Origin of the sequence: Blautia faecicola, from assembly GCF_004123145.1 — a bacterium.
GTDB classification, from domain to species: Bacteria; Bacillota; Clostridia; order Lachnospirales; family Lachnospiraceae; genus Oliverpabstia; species Oliverpabstia faecicola.
The window spans coordinates 1,715,038-1,732,860 of record NZ_SDKC01000001.1; the positions used below are offsets into that span (position 1 = coordinate 1,715,038).

General features: G+C 43.7%; 22 protein-coding genes. 1 reads left to right on the forward strand and 21 read right to left on the reverse strand.

Annotated elements, in window-relative coordinates; genetic code table 11:
- Positions 1–155: 155 nt before the first annotated feature.
- The 4 genes from ETP43_RS07675 to ETP43_RS07690 all read right to left on the reverse strand — a co-directional run bounded on the left by ETP43_RS07675 (position 156) and on the right by ETP43_RS07690 (position 4,196).
- The gene (locus ETP43_RS07675) at positions 156–1,226 is read right to left on the reverse strand and encodes a tyrosine-type recombinase/integrase (RefSeq protein ID WP_129257627.1); all 1,071 of its coding nucleotides are present in this window, start codon (positions 1,224–1,226) and stop codon (positions 156–158) included.
- Positions 1,227–1,357: 131 nt separating this feature from the next.
- A complete protein-coding gene (locus ETP43_RS07680; RefSeq protein WP_129259522.1) occupies positions 1,358–1,891 on the reverse strand; it encodes a prolyl-tRNA synthetase associated domain-containing protein in 534 nt (177 codons plus the stop codon).
- A gap of 321 nt (positions 1,892–2,212) precedes the next feature.
- On the reverse strand, positions 2,213–3,565 hold the full coding sequence (locus ETP43_RS07685) for a uracil-xanthine permease family protein (protein ID WP_129257629.1): 1,353 nt from the start codon (positions 3,563–3,565) through the stop codon (positions 2,213–2,215).
- 241 nt (positions 3,566–3,806) lie between these two features.
- On the reverse strand, positions 3,807–4,196 hold the full coding sequence (locus ETP43_RS07690) for a hypothetical protein (protein WP_129257631.1): 390 nt from the start codon (positions 4,194–4,196) through the stop codon (positions 3,807–3,809).
- Between the two features lie 316 nt (positions 4,197–4,512).
- Between ETP43_RS07690 and lexA the strand changes: the two genes are divergently transcribed.
- The gene (gene lexA / locus ETP43_RS07695; RefSeq protein ID WP_022398654.1) at positions 4,513–5,133 is read left to right on the forward strand and encodes a transcriptional repressor LexA; all 621 of its coding nucleotides are present in this window, start codon (positions 4,513–4,515) and stop codon (positions 5,131–5,133) included.
- A gap of 89 nt (positions 5,134–5,222) precedes the next feature.
- Here the strand turns inward: lexA and rsfS are convergent, their stop codons facing one another.
- The 17 genes from rsfS to ETP43_RS07780 form a co-directional block, all read right to left on the reverse strand.
- Entirely contained in the window at positions 5,223–5,585 is a 363-nt protein-coding gene (gene rsfS / locus ETP43_RS07700; protein WP_022398655.1) for a ribosome silencing factor, read from the reverse strand.
- A gap of 12 nt (positions 5,586–5,597) precedes the next feature.
- The gene (gene yqeK, locus ETP43_RS07705) at positions 5,598–6,188 is read right to left on the reverse strand and encodes a bis(5'-nucleosyl)-tetraphosphatase (symmetrical) YqeK (protein WP_129257633.1); all 591 of its coding nucleotides are present in this window, start codon (positions 6,186–6,188) and stop codon (positions 5,598–5,600) included.
- A 76-nt stretch (positions 6,189–6,264) separates the two neighbouring features.
- Positions 6,265–6,882 carry a nicotinate-nucleotide adenylyltransferase gene (gene nadD, locus ETP43_RS07710; protein WP_129257635.1) on the reverse strand — a complete coding sequence of 206 codons (618 nt, stop codon included), beginning with the start codon at positions 6,880–6,882 and terminating at the stop codon, positions 6,265–6,267.
- Positions 6,883–6,892: 10 nt separating this feature from the next.
- On the reverse strand, positions 6,893–7,183 hold the full coding sequence (gene yhbY / locus ETP43_RS07715; protein ID WP_129257637.1) for a ribosome assembly RNA-binding protein YhbY: 291 nt from the start codon (positions 7,181–7,183) through the stop codon (positions 6,893–6,895).
- 10 nt (positions 7,184–7,193) lie between these two features.
- Positions 7,194–8,483: a GTPase ObgE gene (obgE, locus tag ETP43_RS07720; RefSeq protein ID WP_022398658.1), complete on the reverse strand. Its 1,290-nt coding sequence runs from the start codon at positions 8,481–8,483 to the stop codon at positions 7,194–7,196.
- A gap of 130 nt (positions 8,484–8,613) precedes the next feature.
- A complete protein-coding gene (gene rpmA, locus ETP43_RS07725) occupies positions 8,614–8,898 on the reverse strand; it encodes a 50S ribosomal protein L27 (protein ID WP_022172496.1) in 285 nt (94 codons plus the stop codon).
- A 4-nt stretch (positions 8,899–8,902) separates the two neighbouring features.
- Positions 8,903–9,232: a ribosomal-processing cysteine protease Prp gene (locus tag ETP43_RS07730; protein ID WP_022398659.1), complete on the reverse strand. Its 330-nt coding sequence runs from the start codon at positions 9,230–9,232 to the stop codon at positions 8,903–8,905.
- Positions 9,233–9,244: 12 nt separating this feature from the next.
- Positions 9,245–9,550 carry a 50S ribosomal protein L21 gene (rplU, locus tag ETP43_RS07735; protein ID WP_022172494.1) on the reverse strand — a complete coding sequence of 102 codons (306 nt, stop codon included), beginning with the start codon at positions 9,548–9,550 and terminating at the stop codon, positions 9,245–9,247.
- A 141-nt stretch (positions 9,551–9,691) separates the two neighbouring features.
- Positions 9,692–10,567: a DegV family protein gene (locus ETP43_RS07740; protein ID WP_129257639.1), complete on the reverse strand. Its 876-nt coding sequence runs from the start codon at positions 10,565–10,567 to the stop codon at positions 9,692–9,694.
- 69 nt (positions 10,568–10,636) lie between these two features.
- Entirely contained in the window at positions 10,637–11,569 is a 933-nt protein-coding gene (locus ETP43_RS07745) for a CPBP family intramembrane glutamic endopeptidase (protein WP_129257640.1), read from the reverse strand.
- A 3-nt stretch (positions 11,570–11,572) separates the two neighbouring features.
- Positions 11,573–12,784, reverse strand: a complete 1,212-nt coding sequence (locus ETP43_RS07750; protein WP_164979644.1) for a ribonuclease E/G — start codon at positions 12,782–12,784, stop codon at positions 11,573–11,575.
- Position 12,785: 1 nt separating this feature from the next.
- Positions 12,786–13,502, reverse strand: coding sequence for a TIGR03936 family radical SAM-associated protein (locus tag ETP43_RS07755; protein WP_334295490.1), 717 nt, complete (start codon positions 13,500–13,502; stop codon positions 12,786–12,788).
- Positions 13,483–15,348 carry a TIGR03960 family B12-binding radical SAM protein gene (locus ETP43_RS07760; RefSeq protein WP_129257646.1) on the reverse strand — a complete coding sequence of 622 codons (1,866 nt, stop codon included), beginning with the start codon at positions 15,346–15,348 and terminating at the stop codon, positions 13,483–13,485. The genes ETP43_RS07755 and ETP43_RS07760 overlap by 20 nt, the downstream gene beginning before the upstream one ends.
- Positions 15,349–15,790: 442 nt before the next feature.
- Positions 15,791–16,231, reverse strand: coding sequence for a hypothetical protein (locus ETP43_RS07765; protein WP_164979645.1), 441 nt, complete (start codon positions 16,229–16,231; stop codon positions 15,791–15,793).
- Complete coding sequence (locus tag ETP43_RS07770) at positions 16,206–16,460, reverse strand: winged helix-turn-helix domain-containing protein (protein WP_129257650.1); 255 nt, start codon at positions 16,458–16,460, stop codon at positions 16,206–16,208. The genes ETP43_RS07765 and ETP43_RS07770 overlap by 26 nt, the downstream gene beginning before the upstream one ends.
- Positions 16,461–16,721: 261 nt before the next feature.
- Complete coding sequence (locus ETP43_RS07775) at positions 16,722–17,297, reverse strand: thymidine kinase (RefSeq protein ID WP_022172487.1); 576 nt, start codon at positions 17,295–17,297, stop codon at positions 16,722–16,724.
- Positions 17,298–17,407: 110 nt separating this feature from the next.
- On the reverse strand, positions 17,408–17,641 hold the full coding sequence (locus ETP43_RS07780; RefSeq protein ID WP_164979647.1) for a substrate-binding domain-containing protein: 234 nt from the start codon (positions 17,639–17,641) through the stop codon (positions 17,408–17,410).
- Positions 17,642–17,823: the final 182 nt, after the last annotated feature.

The window sequence follows — 17,823 nt, forward strand, 5'->3', positions numbered from 1 at the left end:
TGCAGAAAACATTTTTCAAAGATAATATAGAATATAATTAATAGACAGAGACCGAATTAGCGACTCTGTCTATTTTTTTGTTGCATTGCATATCAAAATTGGGTTAGTGGACCGACCAATCTTGATTTCATGTAATAAAGTGATATTTGCGATGTTTAGTTTTGCTTGGGCGGTTCTTCCCTCAATCGCAAAGCGGAAGCTGCTTTCCGGCGCTGTTCGTCACCGACAGAAGCATAGTGTTTCCGAGTGGTATTGACATCTTTATGACCAAGTACGTCGGCAACCAGATAAATGTCTCCGGTCTCGCGGTATAAGGCGGTGCCGTAAGTACTGCGCAATTTGTGAGGCGTGATTTTTTTTGTGGAAGTAATATGTTGCGCATACTTTTTGACCAGATTTTCCACGGCCTGTACGCCCATTCGTTTCCTCTGAATAGAATAGAAGAGAGCGTGTTCATGACCGGCTATCGGTGTAATTGATTCACGTACTTCCAGATAATCGAGCAGTGCTTTTTCAACTTCTTCACCGAAATATACAAACATTTCGTTTCCACCTTTTCGGGTGACTTTTACTGCGTCGTTTTTAAAATCCAGATCTTCGACATCCAGACCAACACATTCTGATACACGGATTCCGGTTCCGAGCAGGAGAGTGATCAGCGCGAGATCACGGGTTTTTGTTTTCTCATAATAAGCTTTTTTCTGTCCGGAAAGCTGATCACCGGCATGTTCAACATAATCCAGAAGCATAGCAACTTCATCCGTATCCAGGCGAATGATGGCTTTTTCATGAAGTTTTGGCATAGTGATCAAAGCGGGGGGATTGGTCTTGATCATTTCGTGTTTGAAGTAATAATTATAAAAGCTTCGTAACGTCGAAATTTTGCGTTTTAAGCCGGTTTCTCCATTGGTGATATAAGAATCCTGGCTGTCTTTATAAACTTTCAAATATTCCATAAATTCCTCGATACCAAGAGCCTGTACCTGATCCAGGACGTCGATAGTCAGATCTGTGATTTTTTTATCCTTAAACAGTGGATTTTCGTTTACGAGAAACTGGAAAAAAATCCGTATGTCATAGGCATAGGAAATTCTGGTTTTGGTAGTTGTTGTTGAATCAATTGCCCGAAAATAATCTCTGGAAAATTCCGGAAGAGTACGAAGGACTTCACGAAGTTTTAAAACATTTTCCATATCCGTTTGTTCATGATAAGTAATTCGATCCATAATAAAAATCCTTTCTGAATGTTAAAAAATAAAGGCACTGAAAGAATTTTAACATAGCAAAAGAGCTCTGTCAATCTATACGACAAACAACAGTTTTTCAAATAGATTGACAGGAAAACCACCAGAAGTGCCTATAAATGTACTTCCGTCATGGTATGATCCACTGCCTTCAGAAACGTTTCAAATACATCTTCTGTTTTTAAACGTAAACTGGATGTGTTGATACATGGATGACATCCGAAGTATTCTTCTCTCAGTACATCACTGTCGACTAACAGGCGAACCAGGTGTTCGGTGTCATTCATCAGTGCCAGGATGCTCACGGAACCGGGTGTTACATCAAGGAATTCCTCCATGTAATCCGCAGTTCCAAAGGATAAACGTGCGCTGCCAATCTGTGCGGACAAATCTTTGGTTTTAAATACTTTATCTCCCGGGATTAACAATAAATAAAAGTCCGTTTTCTGTCGGTTACATAAAAACAGATTTTTACAGATCATTGCTCCCAGTGTTTTGTCTATTTCTTCACAGACATCCATATGCATAGCCGGTTCGTGATCGATCCGGTCATATTCGATATGCAGCTGATCCAGTAATTTATATACTTTTTGTTCTTTTTCCAGACGATCCGCCATGTTTTCCGGACGTCCATGCTGTAATATCAGATTCATAAGTTTTAGCCATCTCCTTAATGTTTTTTTGTAAGTCCGAGGTCAAAAATCTTTTTGCAGGAAAACTTGTGCCAGCCATCCGATTCTGTAACCCTGATATGATATATAATGCGTATTTGATTTTACATAAAAATACCATACACATATATTATAAAATAACAGTCACAGAAATTCCAGAGATTTACTCCAATGTATAGGAAAAACTCTGTTTCTGTAAAAAAAGAACATATAGAAAAAAATAATCATGGATCTTCTTTTCTATATGCCCTCTTAATCATCAATAAATGTAAATAATATTATCGTGTTACAACGAATTTATTTTGCTTTCACATCCATCTGTTTCGGAAGAACCAGATTCAGGATGATGGCGGAAATGGTAGCCAGCACAACCGGAGATTTTCCGAAAATTGTGGTTACCCAGTCCGGGAACTGCGCCAGGGATGCGCTTGCCTGTGTAACACCCATACCCACTGCGATTGCAAGACCTACGATGGAGGTATTACGGAAGTTCAGTTCTTCAGAGGCAATCAGCTTCATACCTGTCATGGCAATGGATGCAAATACAGAAATGGTTGCACCACCCAGTACACAATAAGGAATGGTAGTCAGTAAAGAGGAAAACTTCGGGATCAGTCCGGCTGCAAGCAGGATCACTGCAGATAATCCCATTACTCTTCTGCTGGTTACTTTGGTTGTGGCAACGATTCCTACGTTCTGGCTGTAGGTTGCGGTAGGCAGACCACCGAAGAATGCGCAGATAATATTGCTGATACCGTATCCTACGATTCCGCCGGTTAATTCCTTATCGGTCGGCATACGATTCATAGCACCAGTTGTCGTTGCGGAAAAGTCACCGATTGCCTGTACGGCATTGATCGCGAATAAAATGCCAATTGCTACACAGGATGATGGCTCAAAGGTAATTCCGAAGTGCATCGGTTTTGGTAACTGGAAGAAAGATGCACTTGCAACGGATGAAAAATCAATCATACCAAAAAACAGTGCCACAATATATCCGACAATAATTCCGATGAGAATAGATGCCAGTTTCCAGATTCCTTTTCCATAGTGATTCAGGAATGTTACAACAATCAGGGTAATAATTGCTACCAGCCAGTTCTGCCAGGAACCATACTTTTCGCTGCTGGCACCACCTGCCATATAATTGATAGCTGTCGGATATAAGGATAATCCAATAGCGAATACAACCGTTCCGGTGATCAATGGCGGGAAAAATTTACGGATTCGTTTGATATTTAATCCGACCAGTAACGCAATGATACCGCCGACAATCTGTGCACCGAGGATGGTGGCAATATCATATTCTACTGCAATTGCCTGCATACTTGGTACATAAGCAAAACTGATACCCATCATAACCGGAAGTCCGGAGCCGATGGCGAACCATTTGGTTTTTATAAACGGGAATAACTGTAATAATGTGGTAAGTGCTGACATGACTAGGGCAGCCTGGATCAGAATGACGGAATCCTGCTGGGAAAGTCCGGCTACTCCGGCAACAATGATGGATGGGGTTACACATCCTACAATCATGGCCAGTACGTGCTGGATCGCCAGCGGCATAGCCTGTCCGAACGATGGTTTTCCATAAAAATCAAACAATGCTTTGTCCATCTGTCTGGAATGACCTGTTTCTTTGGTACTCATACTATCTTTTCCTCCTTGATGTTACACTTCGCAGGATGAACGAACAGAATGTTCGAATATAGTTCGCGAAGTAAAATTCCTGCGCAGCTGCTTTTCTGCAACTGCACATTTTTTCTCATTTATTATATATGGAGAAAAGTTATTTGAACACCCCTTTTTGTAATAAATAACGATTCGTTTATTAATTTTTCTAATTAATAATTATTTCAAAACTTTCACAGATTAAAAAAATAAGATATGTTTACTTCCGATATTCGTCTGAATAATAAGGAACACAGATCGTGGTTCCGTAAATCAGCTGATCATCCGGAAGATGGTTGATACTTTTTACTTCTTCCATGTAGGCACGGGCGCTTGCATACTCATCGCTGATGTATTCCTGGGCAACACCCCATAAAGTGGTATCACGATCTACATACACGTTGGTATAGTATTTGTAACGTTCCGGTACATCTGCACTTGCATCAACGCTGGTGAAACGGAGCACTGCGATTACAGCCAGGCAGAGCAGAAGCAGACTGGCGAAAGGAAAATGTCTGCGCTGTGCTTTCCGGGTATGCTTTTTTGTGGATGGCACATTTCTGCGAGTGTTTCCAGTAACAGTTGTTTGTCCTTTGTATTCCTTCATCATAGTAAATTCCTCCCATACTTTCAAAACATACGTTTGCGAACATTTGTTCTTTGACTGTGAGATTATTATAATTCTCGAACATCCGTTTGTCAATATGGTTTTGGGAAAAATTCGAACAAATTTTCGGAATATGTGTTTGCATTTTAATCCTGTATATGTTATCATTATAATTAAATAATTATACAATTTGTATGTAACTATTTTTCGAAGAAAACAAGTAGATTATGAATTTTTGAGAAATCATAGAGATACAATTACGGATACATAAAAAAAGAACGATAAAGAAAAAGAATCAGATGTTCGGGAGGATTCAGTTATGGCATACGGAAAAATTACAGATAAACAGCGTGAAATTTTGGAATATATTAAGAGTGAGATCTTAAACAGAGGATTTCCACCGGCAGTACGTGAGATCTGCGAAGCGGTGAATCTGAAATCTACTTCTTCTGTCCACGCGCATCTGGAGAGTCTGGAAAAGAACGGTTATATCCGGAGAGACCCTACCAAACCGCGAGCAATTGAGATTGTGGATGACAACTTCAATCTGGTACGCAGAGAGATGGTGAATGTTCCGGTACTTGGTCGTGTGGCGGCCGGTGAACCACTGTTGGCAATCGAAAACGTGGAAAGCTATTTCCCGATTCCGGCGGAATTTATGCCGAACGCACAGACGTTTATTCTGAATGTTGTCGGGGAAAGTATGATCAACGCGGGAATTCTTGATGGCGATAAGGTTATCGTAGAACAGACCGCGGATGCACAGAATGGTGATATCGTGGTGGCTCTGGTAGATGATTCTGCCACAGTCAAGAGATTCTATAAAGAAAAAGATTACTACCGTCTCCAGCCGGAGAACGATTACATGGATCCGATCATTGTACATGATCAGTTACAGATTCTTGGTAAAGTGATTGGTGTATATCGATTTATGGAGTAAGCTGTCTGAAGAGACGTAAAATCGAAATGAAATGAATAGAAAGAGGGTACAGAAATCAAAATCAATTTCTGTACCCTCTTTTGATGTGCCTACTGCTCTTCTTTCAGTTCCTTCGCATCCATCACTTTTCCATCTCTCCAGATACGTTCCAGATCATAGAACAGTCTGTTCTCTTCATCAAAAAGATGAATTACGATATCGCCGTAGTCCAGAAGGATCCAGTTTGCACTGGAATAACCTTCGGTCTGTTTGCACGGATAGCCGGCTTTTCCCAGTACCTCGTCTACATTGTCTGCCATAGCCTGTACCTGATTACGGTTGCTTCCGCTTGCGATGATAAAATAATCAGCCAGTGTGGTGATCTGTTCGATATCAATCACTTTGATATCAGAAGCCTTTTTATCTTCCAAAGCTTCGCATGCCAGCAGTGCCATATTTTTTGCATCTGTCATTTTGCGTTCTCCTTATTCTGCGTTAACCAATTTTTTATAGTAATCATAAGCCCGTATCGTTGCCTGATCGATGTCCTGTGGGTCACCGTCCAGATATTCTAGTGTGTCATGCAGAATCGCATACATGCAGTGATCCAGGTCTTCGAAAGCGATCTTGCGGATCTCAGGGAGCCTTGGTGCTTTGTTTCTTGCCGGCTCGATATAGTCCGCGATATATACGATCTTTTCCAGAAGCGTCATATCTTCTTTTCCGGTGGTATGCCAGGTGATGGCGCTTAAAATCTCAGGATCGGTCACGCCGTATTTTTCACGGGCCACCCAGGCACCTACTTTTGCATGGAGCAAAAAGGTGTGCTCTCTTTCAAAGTCTGTGACCGGAATTTTATTTTCTTTGCAAATTTTCAGTTTTTTCTTTGCCGGAATACACTTGGCACAGTCATGAAGAAGACCTGCCAGCTGTGCGCGTTCCATGGGATAATCGTAGCGGATTGCCAGGGATGCACTCATCTGCATCACACCGAGGGTGTGCCAGAGGCGGTCTTCATCCAGATATTTCTTCAGTTTTTCGGCAATCTTCATCAGATTAAACTTCTGTTCTTCCATAACATTCCTCCTGTATCCTTTGTATATTTCCCGGTACAAGTCGTCTCAGAAAGCAGTCAGCTTCCTGTTCGTGGAATCAGGACTCTGTCCGGTAGACGCCCTCGTCACGGATATAATCACATACCTTGTCCACAAGATAATACCGTACGGTTTTCCCCTCACGAATCCAGTCGCGGAGTGTCTGGGAGGAAATCTCGAGATTTGGGGTGTGGAGCAATATAAATTCGCCCTGGTATTTCTCTTCCAGATACGCCATTTTCTTTTTCAGGGATTCTTCAGGAACATCGTTCCTTGTGGCGACCAGCAGACTGGCTGCCTTGCAGATTCGGTCCGGTCTGCGCCACATGTCGAAATCGTACAGGGAATCTGCACCGATGATAAAATAATAGATATAATCCGGATATTTCTCATGCAGGCGTTCCAATGTTTCGTAGGTATATGTGTATCCGTCCGGATGCATCTCTTCTGTGGAAAGACGGAAATGAGAATTGTCAGCGATCGCTCTTCGAACCATTTCCACACGCTGTTTATCGCTGGCACGTCCTGCCCGGTTTTGCTTGTGGGGAGGATTACCGGAAGGCATGAACCAGACCTCGTCGAGATCCAGTTCCTCATAAGCCTTTTCCGCCAGAATCAGATGTCCTATATGAATCGGATCAAAGGTTCCCCCCATAATTCCAATTCGTTTTTTCATGATTTCCTCCTTACGGAAGCTGAATCTTTTTCTTCTCTTTTTTTCCTTCTTTATACAGAACGATCTTCTTGCCGATAACCTGAACGACCTGGGAACCGGTTCTTTCAGCCAGAACATGTGCGATCTCTTTCGGATCATCCATACAGTTCTGTAACACGCTGATCTTGATCAGTTCTCTTGCTTCCAGAGCTTCCTTTGCAGACTGGGTAAATTCCGGTGTCAGGCTGGATTTGCCGATCTGCAGAATCGGTTCGGTTGTCATGGCAATACTTTTCAGATATGCTCTTTGCTTGCTTGTCATAAGCTCTCCTTTATTTATAATAATCAAATTCAAATCCGTACATACGGACAGTATCTCCCTCTTCAATACCTGCCTGTTCCAGTTCTTCCAGAATACCGCCGTCTTTCAGGAATTTCTGGAAGAAAGCAAATCCTTTTTCGGAATCCAGGTTGGTATATCCAAGCATCTTCTCGATCTTCGGTCCTTCTACCACATAAGTGTGACCATCGTCGAGTTTTTCTACGGTATATGGCAGGTTTTCTGCGATCAGAACATCTTCCGGGAAGAACTCCTGCTCGAATACAATCTGTTTTTTCTCAATGGAATCCAGCAGGGATTTTACGTGATATAAAAGCTCTTTCACGCCTTTGCCGGTAACAGCAGAGATCGGAAATACTTTTACGCCCTGTGGTTCAAATTCGTCTTTCAGACGCTGGATCGGATCTTCTCCGTCCGGATAGATCACATCTACTTTATTGGCTGCGATCACCTGTGGTCTGGAAGCGATATCGGCATTATAAGCCTTTAATTCCGCATTGATCTTATATACATCGTCTACCGGATCTCTGCCCTCTGTGGAAGCAGCATCCACGATATGGATCATAACGCGGGTTCTCTCGATGTGACGCAGGAACTGGTGTCCAAGACCAACACCTTCCGATGCACCTTCGATCAGTCCCGGAATATCTGCGATAACAAATCCGTCAGCGCCTTCCAGGTCTACCACACCAAGGTTTGGTGTCAGGGTAGTGAAATGATAGTTGGCGATCTTTGGCTGTGCGTTGGTTACACGGGAAAGAAATGTGGATTTTCCTACGTTCGGGTATCCTACCAGTCCGACATCTGCGATTACTTTCAGCTCCAGACGCACTTCCAGTTCCTGTGCAGGCTGACCTGGCTGTGCGTACTTCGGAACCTGCATGGTAGCAGTTGCATAGTGCATGTTTCCTTTACCGCCGCGTCCGCCTTTTAAGATCACCTGACGGCGATTCTCACCGGACATGTCCGCGATAACTTTACCACTTTCTGCTTCGTAGACGACGGTTCCTTCCGGAACACGCAGAGTGATATCTTTTCCATCGGCACCGTGGCAGCGTTTCTTTCCGCCCTGTTCACCGTTTTCTGCTGCATATTTTCTTTTGTGACGAAATTCATTCAATGTGTTCAGACCTTCGTCCACTTCAAAAATCACATCACCTCCGCGGCCGCCGTCACCGCCATCCGGACCACCGTTTGGCACAAACAACTCTCTGCGGAAGCTTACATGACCGTCCCCGCCCTTTCCGGAACGGATCACGATCTTTGCTCTGTCTGCAAACATATTTTTCTCCTATTATTCATGTTTTGGCGAGTCCCAAGTTCAGAAATCTCAACTTTTGACCCTGGTATCTATATCAAATATATAAAAAGAAGGCTCCAAACCATTCTGATTTGAAGCCCGCTGCATATGCTTATTCAGCTACCGGAACGATAGAAACCTGTTTCTTATCTCTTCCTTTTCTTTCAAAACGAACAACACCGTCTACTAATGCAAACAGAGTATCGTCTTTACCACGTCCAACGTTTACACCTGGATGAATCTTGGTTCCACGCTGTCTGTAAAGGATATTACCAGCTTTTACAAACTGTCCGTCAGCTCTTTTTGCTCCCAATCTTTTGGACTCGGAATCTCTACCGTTCTTAGTAGAACCAACTCCTTTTTTATGAGCAAAAAATTGAAGGTTCATATTTAACATGGTTTTACACCTCCTCGAAGATTATATCAATAAATTCTGTGTACTGTTCATCTTCCATTCTCTGTAATCCGAGAATCAGCGAATTCAGCAGCAAGAGACTCTCCTTTGAAGGCTTGTTCTTTATCATAAAATGAATACGGGCAGATGCTTCATCCACATCAACCGTAAATTCATCTTCTGTAAAGGCCTCGATCGAATTCACCGTGTTGATCACCAATGCAGAGATACCGGCGCAGACAATGTCTTCACCTTCCTGTGCATATCCTGCATGATCTTCACTCGTAAAGCCTACGCACTGATTTTCTGAATTCTGATAAAACGTAACTTTTGTCATCAGATCACCTGATTAAGCGTTGATCTTTTCGATTTTCACTTTTGTGAACTGCTGTCTATGTCCGTTTTTCTTGTGATAACCAGTTTTTCTCTTATACTTGTAAACGATTACTTTTTTAGCTTTTCCGTTTTCAACTACAGATGCAGTAACGCTGGCATTAGCTACGTCAGCTCCAACTTTTAAACCGTCGTTGTTTACAGCAAGTACCTGGTCAAATGTAACAGTCTCTCCAGCTTCTACACCAAGCTTTTCTACTCTAATGATATCGCCTTCGGCTACTTTGTACTGTTTACCACCTGTTGCAATAATTGCGTACATATGGCACACCTCCTATTATCATTACTCGCCAAATATGGTGGCTCTCTCGAGCACTTCTACCTCTTTGTGCGGCATACTTCGTAATATTAGCATGACTTTTACGATTCGTCAACTGTTTTTTACAAATTTCTTTTTAAAACTTTATTCAGCATCCAGTGCATGGGAAGCCGCGATTGCCAGAACGCCAGGGCCGGTATGGCAGGTGATACTGAAGGATAGCGGATCCACTCTTGTGATCGTAAGATCCGGGAATGCATTCTGCACTTCTTCCATCCACTGTTTTGCAGTCTCTTCATCTGTGGTATAAGCTACATGAAGTTTTAACTGACCTTTTGCAACGTAATCGGCAAAACGGCCTTCCACATCTTTCTTCATGGCATCCAGCATGTTTTTCTTGGCAGCTTTCATACCACGGACTTTTTTGTAGGCATCCAGTTTTTCTCCCTGGATCTGAAGAAGCGGTTTCAGGTTCAGCGCAGATCCGAGAAGTGCTGCAGCCGGTGTGATACGGCCGCCTTTTTTCAGATATTTTAAGGTATCTACTACCAGATAAATACTGGATTCGAGTGCTTCTTTTTCCAGGATCTCTTTGATCTGTGCAGCGGATTTTCCTGTGGCTGCAAGGTGTTTTGCATCCATAACGGACTGCTGCATGGTAACGGAGATTCTCTGGTTGTTTACTACCTGTACTTTTCCGTCATAGTCCTGCGCCAGTCCCATCGCTGTGGAACAGGATGCGCTCAGACCGCTTGACATCGGAATGTGTACGATCTCATCATATTCTTTTAAGAGCTTATCCCACAGATCCATGACATCCCCCGGTGACGGCTGGGAAGTAGTCAGATCCGCATCACTTTCCATAAAATGATAAAACTGCTCTTTGGTTATATCTACATTTTCATAATATAATTTTCCATCTACTAAGCAAGGCATCGGAATTACATAAATTCCAAGTTCTTTTCCTTCTGCCTGTGAAATACCACTGTTACTGTCGGTGACGATGGCAACACTGCTCATACTTTTGTTCCTCCTTTTACACTGCTGTAACGGTTTTCTACAATATGTTATTTTAGCTCAATAAAATAATTATAACACGGACTCAAAATAAATTCCACACCCAAAACAAATGCTTCCTGCGATAAAGAGAACGGCGGACGGAACCGCAATTTTGAGCACGGTGCGATCCATCTGTTCTTTCGGGAAAAACGGTGGTTTTGAACCACCTCGTCTATGTAACAGATAATTTCCGAGATACATACCAAAAGGAGCGGCAGCTCCCAGAATCAGATACACACCGATGGAAACCAGAGGCATCGTCACAGTTCCATCATTTGCGGCAAGCTGGTTTTGTGCCTGCTGTACCTGAGAATTTTTCAGAAGCATTTCCTGCAACAGCATCGGAAGCAGATTATTTACCATATGAAATGCGGAGGAATAGACCATATTTTCCGTCTCCAGCATAATATATGACATGGCTGCGCCCAGGATCGCCGTGGGCAGGAAACGAAGCGGATTTGCATGGAAAAGTCCGAAGTAGATACCCATGATCAGAACGACCAGCCATTCTTTTCGGATGCGGTACATGGTATGAATGATCACTCCACGGTGAACTGCTTCCTCGCAGATTGCCGGAAGCACTGCAACTACGATGATGGATACCCAGAACGGTACGCTGTAGATTACATCATCCAAACCGCCGCTGACTGCCTCCATCTGTCTCGGAAACAGCCGATACTGGATCAGCGAAACCACCATTGTCAGGATATAAACGGAAATCCACATCAGAATGGTTCCTAACATCGGCAGACCTTCCGGCGAATATACCGGAAACAGAGATTGCAGGGAATGTCCCATCACTTTTGCAAAGATCAGTGCCATGATCAGTAAAATAATTTCCGTAACTGCCACCCCGTACAGTCCGAAATAAGACTGCAGCGGCACGCAGATTACGAAAAATACGATCATAACCAAAAGAAAAAATGCAGCTCCATGCCACGGCTTTAAAGTTCTCTCACGCATACTTTATTCTCCCTTTCTCAGCAGGTTCAGCTGTTCTGCGAGGGTTTTGGCTGACTTTTTCCGTGTGATCTCCATGATACCGAGGGTGGTCACATCCACAACTACGGTCTGCATCGAATCGGATCGGACCAGTGAACGCATATACTGAATCAGATCCGAACGGTCTTCGCAGTCCCGCATATTGATAAAGTCAATCAGAATCATACCGGACAGATTCCGAAGGCGGATCTGTCTTGCGATTTCCAGGGCAGCTTCCCGGTTGATCTGTTTATAATTTTCTTCTGCATCTTTTTTACTGCTGTGTTTTCCGGTGTTGACATCGATAGCAACAAAGGCTTCGGTCTGCTGGATCACCAGAAATCCACCGGATTTTAACCAGATTTTCTCCTGAAGTGCCTGATCGAGTTCCCGTTCGAGATTATAGAGCCGTGCAAGCGGCAGCAGGGAATCTTCATAATATTCGATCGCACACATCGATGCAGCCGGAGTATCTTGACGGGAAACACACAGTTCTTCATACAATGCCTTCTGGTCGGTGATGATTTTCTCCGTTTCTTCCCAGTGCACATCTTTCAGAATGGATGCGGTGATGGATTCTCCTCTGGAAAGCTTCGTATAGCACGGCGTATGCAGTGCTTTCCGATACAGCTGTGTAAACTGCGCTTCCAGTGACCGCAGTTCCGCTCTCAGCTCTTCGGCAGAAGCCAGCGCGCCATTGGTTCGAAGAATGATGCCGTAAGTGCGTTCCTCCGGCAACAGCTCTTCAAGAAGTTCTTTTAACTCTTCCCGTTTTTCAGCCGGAATCTTCGTGGAAATACCGAGGGTGCGATTTCCCGTTGTGAGTACCAGATATTTCCCGGTAAAATTCAGGTTTGAAGACACACAGGGCGCTTTTGTTTTTATCGCTTCTCTGGTCACCTGCACCAGAAGTTCGTCACCGGCCCGCAAGCCGGATGTTTTCTTTGGCATTGTATAGAGAAAATTAGATTCTTTCGTATATGGAAAATAACAGCTGGTGCGGTTTTCAATTTCCACGAAAGCACCTTTGATGTCCGGGAGAATTTTCTGGACCTTTCCCACATGGATACTTCCAAGCAGGCGTTCCCCCTGAGGATCCTCCAGACAGATCCGGCTGATTTTTCCATTTGACTGCCAGGCAGCTACCCGGCAGTTTGTTCCGTGATAACAGAGAGTGGTAATAATAACACGTTCCATTTTATGCAATCACATCTCCCAACGCTTCCAGGGATACCAGCTGTCGTACCTCCTCTTCCCCGCGGTCGGCATAGACTTCTTCCCGGTGGATCATCAGTGCAAATGGTTCCAGTTCGATTCCGAGAAATTTAGCGAAGGCTTCCATCACTAATTCCGGTTTCAGGTTGTGAACACTTCCCTGGGAAAGCTGCATCCAGACTTTGTCACCACGCAGTTCCAGTTTGTAGATCCACGGTTTGATATCGGTGATTTTCTCACTTCGTTTGGTTTTTCTCAGGATTTCAATGCTATCCTGTGCAAAAAATGCTTCCAGCTGTCCGTTTTTCCACTCGACAGAAGGTTCTTTTCCCTCGCGGAATGTTACGGTATAATCAGCCGCAGCAACCAGAGACATACAGGCACTTGCCTTTCCGTCCGGAATCTGACGGACACTGATCACTTTCATTCCCTCTGCCATTGTTGCATTTAACCGGTCCTCCATCTCTTTGGAAGACAGGGAATCGTCTGTCAGTTCCATATCAAAATATTCTCCGCTGCTTGTGACTCCGACACCGAGAGGTGCAGCGAAAGACATGATCATATGAGGAGAAAATCCTCCGGAGAAAGCGATCGGAATATTGGCTCTTCGGATGGATTTCTGAAAATAACGCATGATATCGAGGTGTCCGATGAATTTCATGGCACCTTCTTTGGAAAATTTAACCCTTACTTTCAACACATACACCTCCCTGATATTTTGCTGCGCCACAACCGGAACACTGCATACGGCAGTTCGGCGTTACGGTCTCTTCATGGGCACGTTTCCATTCACGTAACAGGAATTTCTTGGTGACACCGATCTTGATGAAATCCCATGGGAAAATCTCGTCATCGCTTCGCTCTCTGACGGTATAAAAATCAGTATCAATGCCGCACTCGGCAAATGCCTCTTTCCAGTATTCCGGATGATAATACTCTGACCAGGCATCAAAGAGTGCACCGTGTTCGTAAGCTTTCAGAATCGCATCCCCAACCTTACGGTCTCCACGCGCCAGGATACCTTCCAGAACGGTAACATCGGCTTCGTGCCAGTTGTAGCGGATACTCTTCTGGTTCAGCTGTGCATGGATCTCTTCACGGACGATTCTTGCACGGTCAAGGAATTCTTCTTCCCGGCACATCGGCGCCCACTGGAACGGGGTAAATGGCTTTGGAACAAAGAAAGAAGTACTTGCTGTGATCTGACATTTTCCGTTTCGCTGATCTTTTGGGATTTCGTAGTAACGTTCCGCGATTTCTTCACAAAGATGAGCGATACCTTTCATATCATCCTCGGTTTCGGTAGGAAGTCCGAGCATAAAATACAGTTTCACTTTATTCCAGCCGCCCTCAAAAGCTTTTCCGGCACCTTCCAGAATCACTTCCTCGGTAAGACCTTTGTTGATAACATCACGCAGTCTCTGGGAACCGGCTTCCGGTGCGAAGGTCAGGCTGCTCTTTTTGATATCCTGTACTTTCTTCATAACATCCAGGGAGAACGCATCAATTCGAAGAGATGGAAGGGAAATATTCACGCCTCGTCTGTCACATTCTTCCATCAGGAAATTCACCAGTTCCGGGAGCTGTGAATAGTCACTGGAACTTAAAGAACTCAGAGAAATCTCTTCGTGACCGCTGGAGTCCAGCATTTCCACTGCTTTCTGTTTTAAAAACTCCACATCACGTTCACGGGTCGGACGGTAGAGCATACCTGCCTGACAGAAACGGCATCCGCGGATACAGCCACGCTGGATCTCCAGAACCACACGATCCTGTGTCGCTTTGATAAATGGTACAACAGGTGCACTCGGATAATAAGAATCGGTAATGTCCATGACAATCTGTTTTTCCACAGATGCAGGAACAGATGCGTCAATCGGAGTGAAAGAAGCAATGGTTCCGTCTTCTTTATAAGTAACTTCATACAGCATCGGTACATAGATTCCAGGGATCTGTGCAGCCTTTTTCAGGAATTCCATACGACTGCTGCCCTTCGCCCGTTCTTCCTTATACAGATCAATCAGCTGGAAATAAACGGTTTCACCTTCTCCGATATAGAAAATATCAAAGAACTGTGCCAGCGGTTCCGGATTGTAACTGCATGGTCCGCCACCGATCACGATCGGATCATCCCAGGTTCGCTCTTTAGCCTCTAACGGAATCCCGGACAGATCCAGGATCTGTAAAATATTGGTATAACACATCTCATACTGGATTGTGATACCAAGAAAATCAAAATCCTTCACCGGCTCCTGAGATTCCAGTGCGAACAACGGGATCTTTTTGTCACGCATCACTTTGTCCATATCCGGCCACGGGGAATACACTCTTTCACACCAGATATCGTCACGCTGGTTAAACATATCATATAAGATCTGTATTCCGAGATGGGACATCCCTATTTCGTAGACATCCGGGAAACACATGGCAAACCGGACCGCAACTTCCGATTTGTCTTTCATCACTGCGTTGATCTCGTTACCGATATAACGTGCAGGACTACTTATTGATAATAAAATTTCATCACTTAAAGCTAATTTCCTCATAATTTCACCTTTTGTTGTAATTTTATAAACATTTCAAGCTACATTTAACAGACTACTTTACCACATTAAATCGCAAAAAAATGCAAGCTTTTGGACCATTTTCAGGCTCTTTTTGAAGTGATTTCAGCCACTTTTTTTGCATGTTACGACATTTTATTTTGTGGGATTACATAGCACTGAGCAAATTATTATAACACACAACAATTCAAAAATATACTATTTTAAAAAAATTGTACTTTTTTATTAACAAATTTTTTTAATAAACAAAAACGGGGATCTGATTGTACAGATCCCATACAGAAGCCCCTATCTCATTTCCACTACCCAAGAAGATTAAAAAATCACTCATACTTCAATACGTTTTGTCAGGCAGATAATGAAAATTCTGAAAAGTCGAACAAATCTCCAATGGAGAAATTGTTTTTGGGTTTCAGCACTTCCATTACATGTGGACTTCCCCGTGATGAATGCTTGCCATACCGGGAAGAACATGCAGTGGGAAATTTGCCAGTGTGACGATCTGATCCGGCTGGCAGTTTTTCTTGTAATAGTCGTAAACACGATAGTGCATATCGTTTTCCATATGAACCATAACGGAAAAACGACTCTGTAATTTTCCCACGAGATCGCAGCCGTCGAGTTCCGGAATATCACAGTGAGAGATTTTGCCCTCTTTTAAAAGGCTCGGAGTTCCGATCATAATTGCCCTGATCCGCTTCTGCTTTTGCATCATCTGTTCGATTTCGTTTATCAGGCATGCTTCATCCAGAAAAGAGAAACTTGCCTGTCTTTTCCCAGCGATGTTGCCAAGCGCGTTCAGAAGATATAGATATAAAACCCGTGATTCACCCATCATTTCAAACCACACACAGGGTAAATTCATAGGATTCGTTCAACTGATATGCCAGTGAACTTCTTCCGACTTCACCGAGCTGTAATTTGTGACCGGTCACTTCCCCGTCGGCTGCCATCTCATTGATCAACGTATTGCAGGTTGCCGTAGAGAGACCGGTGTGTCTGGAAAGTTCCTGTTTGGTGAATTCTTTTCCCTCCCGCATGACGGTTCGGATCTTTTTCTTGTTTTCAACACGAAGTTGCGCGGTATCCTTCAAAGTGTCACCGCCACATATTTTCTAATAATTATTAGAACTATTATAATAATTAAGTCAAGAAAAAACGAGATAAAATACGCTTCGCGAATTTTACTCGTTGCATTGCATATCAATAATTGATCCAGTGGATCAATTTTGATTATCGCGGCAGTTGTCAAGGTCTCGTGCAAGCACGGACTTTGACTCGTTGCTCGCGTAAATTAAAAAGCAGAACATCTGATTCCAGACATTCTGCTTCGGATTTATTCGTGTACTAATATTTTATTCATTCTTTTCCAGTCCGGTTTTTCCTTCTACGTGGTGTTTGCGGCACAGAGCGATATACCGCTCGTTTGCTCCTACTTCCACCTGTTTTCCGGCGTGGACCATCTTTCCATTGCTGTCGATGCGGGCGTTGCACCGTGCACCGCTTCCGCACCAGCAGACAGTCTTTAATTCTTCGATCTTGTCCGCCCAGGCAAGCAGCCACATGCTGCCCTCGAAAAGATGCATCTGAAAATCCGTCCGAAGCCCGTAACAGATCACCGGAATCTCCAGGTCATCGACCAGATGTGTGAAAAATTCAATATCACTTTTTTTACAGAACTGCGCTTCATCCACGATGATACAGTCATACGCTTCCAGATCTTCCGTTGACATCTCAACCAGATCTTCCACATAGATACACGGCTCTTCCAGTCCGATCCGGCTGTGCATCACACCGATCTCCCGGGTATCCAGCTTCGGTTTTGCAAGCAATGCACGTTTTCCACGTTCTTTGTAATTATAGGCAACCATCAGGGCGTTCGCCGTCTTGGAACTTCCCATGGCTCCATATCGAAAATATAACTTCGCCATTCCCAATACTCTCCTTTTGCATATCTTTGCTTAGTATATCGGATAATTGCACTGCCGTCAAATGAATTGCAAAGCAAGTGTGTTACCAAGTACACAAAAGGATCAGAATTTCAGAAATCCGTGGTACACCGTCTTACGATCTCGCAGGGAACAAGAATCTGCTGTTCCACTTCCTCCTGTTTTTCGAGAAGTGCGATCATATGCTGCACGGTCGTCTGACACAGCAGTTCCAGCTGGTTGTCCACGGAGGTAAGTTCCGGTTCGCAGCTGACTGCCATAATAGAATTGTTGTACCCGGTTACGGAGAATTCGTCCGGAATCGCCAGATAATTCTGAGCATGCATCCAAGGCAAATGCTGCAAGTCACTGCACATCAAATCCGAAATATTTCACTGCGTTATTATAAGAGATTCTTTTAACGATCTCTTTATTCATTGCTTTAGATGCATAGAATAGGCGTTGATGAATATAAACGCAGGACGGATAGAAAACCATTTATAAAAGTAATCCCAGGAAGGTTTGAGAA